The 3,765-nt window shown below is 40.9% G+C and carries 5 protein-coding genes; all 5 read right to left on the bottom strand.

The window, feature by feature from the left end; translation table 11 throughout:
* Positions 1-821, bottom strand: an 821-nt coding sequence (gene dapA, locus KKH91_04285; protein ID MBU0952028.1) for a 4-hydroxy-tetrahydrodipicolinate synthase, incomplete at its 3' end; no start/stop codon positions are given.
* A gap of 23 nt (positions 822-844) precedes the next feature.
* Positions 845-1,285, bottom strand: a complete 441-nt coding sequence (locus tag KKH91_04280) for a prepilin-type N-terminal cleavage/methylation domain-containing protein (protein MBU0952027.1) — start codon at positions 1,283-1,285, stop codon at positions 845-847.
* On the bottom strand, positions 1,275-2,111 hold the full coding sequence (locus KKH91_04275; GenBank protein MBU0952026.1) for a 4Fe-4S binding protein: 837 nt from the start codon (positions 2,109-2,111) through the stop codon (positions 1,275-1,277). Before KKH91_04275 ends, KKH91_04280 begins: the two co-directional genes overlap by 11 nt.
* Positions 2,112-2,113: 2 nt before the next feature.
* The gene (dapF, locus tag KKH91_04270; GenBank protein ID MBU0952025.1) at positions 2,114-2,974 is read right to left on the bottom strand and encodes a diaminopimelate epimerase; all 861 of its coding nucleotides are present in this window, start codon (positions 2,972-2,974) and stop codon (positions 2,114-2,116) included.
* A gap of 218 nt (positions 2,975-3,192) precedes the next feature.
* A partial coding sequence (locus KKH91_04265; GenBank protein MBU0952024.1) for a diaminopimelate decarboxylase occupies positions 3,193-3,765 on the bottom strand: 573 nt, incomplete at its 5' end.

Here is a 3,765-nt window from a genome sequence, read left to right as displayed (position 1 = left end):
TCTTCCATGGGGCACATAGGCAAACGGAGTTCATCGGAACAAAGCCCCATCAGGCCCATAGCTGTTTTTACGGGAATAGGGTTTGTTTCAATAAACATCGCTTTGACTAACAGGAAAAGCTTGTAATGAAGGGTTTGCGCTTTTTTTATGTCGCCTTTATTAAACGCTTTGACCATTTCAGAAACGTCTTTTGGCACTATATTTGCCACTACTGAAATTATCCCGGTACCTCCGATGGAAAGCAGTGGAAGTGTTAAAGCATCGTCCCCCGACATTAAGTCAAGTTTCGGGCAAAGCATATGTATTGTTGTCATTTGTCCGAGCGATCCGCTTGCTTCCTTGACTGCCACAATGTTTTTACAGTCTTTAACAAGTTTAGCGAAAGTTTCAGGCTCAATGTTTACCGCGGCCCTCGATTGTATATTGTAAATCATTATCGGAATATCAATTTCGTCGGCTATTTTTTTGAAATGATAATAAAGGCCCTTCTGAGTAGGTTTGTTGTAGTAAGGTGAAACAATCAGGGCGCCGTCTGCGCCGTGTTTTTTTGCATAGGCCGTGAGTTCGATGGCTTCAGCCGTGCTGTTGGACCCTGTTCCGGCGACAACTTTTACTCTGCCGTCAACGCATTTTACGACCGTCTCAATTACTTTTTCATGTTCTTCATAATTTAGTGTAGGGGATTCGCCGGTAGTGCCGCAGGGCACGATGCCGGAGGTTCCATTTTTTATCTGAAACTCTACAAGTTCTTCCAGTTTTTTGTAATCAACTTTATTGTTTTTGAATGGTGTTACAATTGCCACATAAGACCCTGCAAACATTTGCTACCCCCTAAATCGAGATTTTAGAAACTGCTCCAACCGGTGCCGGCACAATCGTTGTGAGTGCATTCCACCCAAATATTGCCCCAGCCGACATTGCCGTCGTTTTTATTATACTGCCAATTGCCTGCATCCGAATTTCCTACAACAGTTCCGTTTGTAACGGTATTTGATGCGGCATGATATGGCGGAAGCGCACAGTCCGGTATAGCCTTTAAGTATTTTGGTACAAGACAAGCAAGGTTATCATAAGGGTAAAGGCCGTCATTGTCGCTGTAATATATATTCAAAGTGCTTCTCAACGTAGCTAAATTGCCTTTTGTTTTTCCTTCCTTGGCTTTTGTTAAGAAAGTAGGAATTTTTGGTGCCAACACCGCAGCCAGTATACCAAGTATTACTACTACAACCATAAGTTCAATTAAAGTGAACCCACGGGATCCGGGTTTTTTAAATTTAATTACCATGGAATCCCTCCGTTTCATTGAGTTTAATCGCATCTTTTTTACATACGCTGCGGCAAATCCCGCATCCGTAACAATTTTGCGTATTTATCGAGGATTTTTTTGATGCACTGTCAAAATTTATTGCGCCGAACTGGCACACTTTTGCGCAAGCCTTACAACCGCTGCATAACCCGGGATTTATCTGTGCAATATATTCGGCTTTGAACATAACAGGGATTTTATGGCCGACTGTCATACGCATAGCCGAGCAATCTAAAGCATTACAGTTGCAAATTCCCCCGATAAAAGGCGTATGAAAAGTCCAGACCGTATGGCATAACCCTTCTTTTTCATATTCTTCAAATAATTTTAAAGTATCCTCTTTACTTAACACTTCCAGCTCTTTATTGTCCGGCCCGAAGAGATAACTGGGGTCAATGTTTTTTATTATTTCAGTCATCTGCCCGCCGTTTGGCGCAAGGCTTACCCCGTAACAATATCGCTGGTTGCGAAGGCCTAATTTGCCTTTCCTGCATATACATTCAAGCCGGACAATTGAAGTTACGAAATTAAAAATGTTTTGTATATCTTCAATAGGCACTACCTGCCCGAAATGGATTTCTTTCTGGTTTCTTGTGATTCTCTTTGAAATAGCATTTTTCAGTGCCCGTGGTAATTTTTCAAGCTGGCCTGCTTTTTCAACATCCTGGAACGTTTTCTCGGGATGTTGAAAAAAATCCTCAACAAATTTTCTGCGTTTAATATCGCTTAAAAAATCTTCAGAGTAGTTTTTAGCCTGCAAATACCACTTCTTGCCTTCGCCGTGTGTATGGCAGAATTCACACATTTTTACCTTCTTAATCCCGCATTCTGCCTGCTTGGAAAGGCATGCGGGATATTTCCTTCGAAAATAACTTCCGCCTTTCCTTCTAATTGCAGGCCGTATATAGGAATAAGCAGATTTTCTGTTTTACTTCGGCTGAAATAAACGTTAAGTTTTTCGCCTCCGGATGTTACTAATTTTACCGGGGATTTTACCATTTTTTTTAAGCCCGCAATAATAGCGCCGGCCACGCAACCTGTGCCGCAGGCGTAGGTTTCTGCTTCGACGCCGCGTTCATAGGTGCGTATTTTTATTGTATGTTCGTCGATTACTTTTATAAAATCAACGTTGGTCCCTTCAGGAGTAAATTGCGTATGATTTCTTATAAGCCTGCCAATAGAGGCAATATCAACTTGTTCAATGTTTGGTGAGAGAATAACCGCATGAGGCACGCCTGAATTTACGCTTGAAACATGAATTTCCCTGCTTTCAATCCTTAGGTTCATATCCAGTTTGATATCTTTTGGTTCGGTCAGAGTTATTCTTACTTTAAAACCATTGACTTTTGCTTTGATTATACCGGCGCCGGTTTCAAATTTCATTGTTTTGCCGGAGATTTTATTGGCATAAGCAAATAAAGCAGCGCATCTAGCCCCATTTCCGCACATATTTGCCTGGGACCCGTCAGAATTAATAATAATCATTTTAAAATCTGCGGTGGTTGAGGATTCTATTAACAATATGCCGTCCGCGCCTATCGAGAAATTTCTTCTGCATAGGCCCTGAGCAAGTTTTGAGTAATTTTTTTTAATCACTTTTTTTCTATTGTCAAAAACTATAAAATCGTTTCCTGCCGCCTGCATTTTTACGAATTTTATAAATCTCATTTAATGCTCCAATTACGGATATCGTCAAAAAATTATTGTTTTGTCCACTAAACTTATCAAGTCCGCTATGGACTTGCCCGGGACAGGCTTATTCTTACTTTCTTTGGCAGATTTTAGCAAATATTCCATATCTTTTCCAAGAGCGCTGATTGCGTCAAAACCATAAGTGGCCCCGGCTCCTTAAACTCCTTGAAAGAACTTGTGGTAAAAACCTGCCTTTATATTAAATCTTTATACGTTTCGCGTTTTCTTATTATTTTCCAGCTATTTTTATCAACCAAAACTTCTGCTGCTCTTGGCCTTGAATTATACTGCGACGACATAGAAAAACCATAAGCGCCTGCGCACATAATGGCAATTAGAGCGCCCTGTTTGATATCAGGCAAGTGTCTTGTTTTGCCGAAAAAATCAGCTGTTTCGCATATAGGCCCTACTATGTCAAACACTTTTTTACTTCCCGGAATTTGCCGTACCGGCAGGATTTCGTGGTAAGCTTCATAAAGCGCAGGCCTTATTAAATCGTTCATGCCTGCGTCAACAATCAAAAAGTTTTTATGTCCGCTCTTTTTAGTAAATGTAACTTTTGTTATGAGCGAGCCGGCATTGCCGACAATATATCTTCCTGGCTCAAGAATAAGTTTTACATTCAAGGGTTTCAGCAGAGCAAGTACTTCTTTTGCAAGAGCGCCAGGCGCAGGCGGGATTTCGTTATGATATTTAATACCTAAGCCGCCGCCGATATCTAAATATTCAATGTTTATCCCTGCGTGTTGAAGTTTGATAAAAAGTTC

It is taken from the genome of Elusimicrobiota bacterium (assembly GCA_018816525.1).
In the GTDB taxonomy this organism is placed as follows: Bacteria; Elusimicrobiota; Endomicrobiia; order CG1-02-37-114; family XYA2-FULL-39-19; genus OXYB2-FULL-48-7.
Note: the sequence above shows the minus strand (reverse complement) of the source record. Positions and strands in the feature narration are given on the sequence as shown.

Excerpts from the sequence above, each read along its gene's own strand:
- KKH91_04280 (MBU0952027.1), bottom strand. The coding sequence starts at position 1,285 with ATGGTAATTAAATTTAAAAAACCCGGATCCCGTGGGTTCACTTTAATT.
- KKH91_04275 (MBU0952026.1), bottom strand. The coding sequence starts at position 2,111 with ATGTGTGAATTCTGCCATACACACGGCGAAGGCAAGAAGTGGTATTTG.
- dapF (MBU0952025.1), bottom strand. The coding sequence starts at position 2,974 with ATGAGATTTATAAAATTCGTAAAAATGCAGGCGGCAGGAAACGATTTT.